Source organism: Leptolyngbya sp. FACHB-711, assembly GCF_014695615.1.
GTDB lineage: Bacteria > Cyanobacteriota > Cyanobacteriia > Elainellales > Elainellaceae > Leptolyngbya_A.
The window spans coordinates 1-2,364 of the sequence record NZ_JACJOR010000014.1 but is presented as its reverse complement, the minus strand read 5'-3'; the positions used below and the strand labels follow the sequence as shown (position 1 = coordinate 2,364).

Annotated in this window: 3 protein-coding genes; all 3 read left to right on the top strand. The window is 52.9% G+C overall.

Annotated features, from left to right (window positions below; translation table 11 throughout):
- Nucleotides 1–165: 165 nt before the first annotated feature.
- On the top strand, nucleotides 166–519 hold the full coding sequence (locus tag H6F80_RS00160) for a DUF1830 domain-containing protein (RefSeq protein WP_190789605.1): 354 nt from the start codon (nucleotides 166–168) through the stop codon (nucleotides 517–519).
- A 259-nt stretch (nucleotides 520–778) separates the two neighbouring features.
- Nucleotides 779–1,243, top strand: coding sequence for a tRNA (cytidine(34)-2'-O)-methyltransferase (locus H6F80_RS00155; RefSeq protein WP_190789604.1), 465 nt, complete (start codon nucleotides 779–781; stop codon nucleotides 1,241–1,243).
- A gap of 82 nt (nucleotides 1,244–1,325) precedes the next feature.
- Nucleotides 1,326–2,276: an alpha/beta fold hydrolase gene (locus H6F80_RS00150; RefSeq protein WP_190789603.1), complete on the top strand. Its 951-nt coding sequence runs from the start codon at nucleotides 1,326–1,328 to the stop codon at nucleotides 2,274–2,276.
- Nucleotides 2,277–2,364 lie beyond the last annotated feature (88 nt).

Below are 2,364 nucleotides of genomic sequence, written 5' to 3'. Positions count from 1 at the left end.
GGAAGAAGGTAAATATTAAATGTTCAGAAAGAGCGGATTAACAAAACGGATCGCTCTTTCCCAAGGCAGAGATAGGGGGATGGTAGTCGGGTTTACAGCTAGCGGGGATCAGACAGTGTTAGGGTCTAAATACTAGAAAACCTCGCTCCAACGCAGCTCAATCCTATGGCGCAAATTTTTGATCCCCTTCCTCCAGGTGCATCCGATCCGATCGTCTGCTGCTACGTAAATGCCACGAGCAGAATTCAGATTGGCAGAATTACCAATATTCCAAACTGGTATTTTGAGCGCGTCATTTTTCCCGGACAGCGGCTCGTGTTTGAGGCATTGCCACAGGCACAGCTCGAAATTCACTCTGGCGCGATGGCAAGTGCAATCTTGGCGGATATCATCTCCTGCAATCAATTGAGGATCGAAGCTGCGCTAGAGGAAGATTTGGGCATGAGCCTCAATCCTGAGGAGTCTGGATCGCATCCGAGTGAGCAAGCTCCCCTGGCAACGGCGGCAACGGCAGACTAAGTATCGACACCTGCTTTTTTCTAAACCGTCGATCGTTACAGGATGGTTGATACACAGGATGGTTAATACAAATTGATTTAGAAATCTTTGAAATCCAGGTATCTGCAAGTTCTTGTTAGGGCTGCTCAACTTTATCTTCTCCTTCGGGTCAATCACCTGGAGGAGTTTTTATTACCTGGGCACAGTGTCCAACCGCAACGCGCCCAAATCGCCTATAACTAGAGGACAGAAAACTCGAAACTGTGAAACGATCGATTCTATGCCGCAGGTTGTTCTGGTTCATCCTCAAATTCCGCCTAACACGGGCAACATCGCTCGTACCTGTGCTGCAACCAAAACCCCGCTTCATCTGGTTGGACCGTTGGGCTTTGAAATCAGCGATCGATATTTGAAACGAGCCGGACTCGACTACTGGGACTATGTGGATCTGCACTACCACGCCTCGCTAGAAGACTTTGTTGCCGAAACCCAGCAGCACCCCGGACGCTGGATTGGCTTTAGCACCTCAGGACGCTGTAGCCACCTTGAGTTTCAGTATGAGCCGAGTGATTGGCTCCTGTTTGGCTGCGAAACAACAGGACTACCGCCTCATGTGCTGGAAGCCTGCCATACAGTGGTGAGAATTCCGATGGCACATCCCAAAGTTCGCAGTCTCAATCTTTCGGTGAGTGTAGCGATCGGCTTATTTGAGGCGCGTCGGCAATTGGGCGATCTAGCGGAATAGGGCGATGTGGCACAGCGATAGATCCCAACCTTTGCTTAACAATGCCAAAATCTGTAGCAACATTTGAGCAAAGGAGGAGTGAATGGGCGGTTCTACGATCGATCCGGGGGCGGTCGAACCTGAGTTTTTGCTGTTTGTGCAGCATGGGTGGGCAGACGATAATCAGGCTGTACTGAGTCTGGCGAAGCGGCTAGTGACCGATATTACGCCGGTCGTTGCGCCTGATCTAGGGTTTATTCAAACCTGGCTTAAAATTGACCCGCTGATTGATGCAGTCGAAACGATCGCCGCCGCTCACCTTACGCCCTATCCCCAGACTCCGATCCGGATCGTCGGTCACTCAATGGGCGGGTTGATCTGGCTGGAGGTGCTGCATCGTCACCCAGAATGGTGGTCGCGGGTTCACTCGCTGGTACTGATTGGTTCTCCGGTTGGGGGTTCGGATCTGAGTCGGCTGATCGACCCCTGGCAGTTGGGAATTGGGATTGCAGCCGATCTGGGCGTGTCGCGGGTGCATTTGGCAGAGTCGATCGCCCAAAAGATTCCCACCCTGATCATTGCCGGAGATGTGGGGCAGGGAACAGACGGAACAGTGCCGATCGCCTGTATGCGGTTTGCCAATGCTCAATATGTTTGCCTACCGGGCGTCTCCCATTCTGCGCTGCGAAACCATCTAGACGTGGCAGCCACGATTCGCGACTTCTGGGTAGATACGACGATCGGCGAAACCATTCTGGATAACGACATCATCCGGCGACTGCGCGCAACTCCGGGTATGACCGATGGACACTGCGGCGACTTCGATCAGGCAGCGATCGCCATGACGCTGGCAAACGGCGGTACGATTCGCACCTGGCGAAACTGGTTTGGCATGGATTATGCCTTCCTCACTTCCCCTGAGGGAGAATGCCTCTACGCCGGATATGTCGGCTGGTTTCACGCTCAGGATCTCCGCGAAGCTCTGGAGGATATTAAAGGGGCGTATGCGATTACGCCTTCAGAGAACTGTGGAGCAACCAGGCTAGGAGGGTGAAAGTTCTGATTGTGACCCGAACTGCCCCCGCACCCCCCTATTCTGGCGGTCGGTCGGTACGATGAGAAACCTAGTTGCCTTCAAGGAG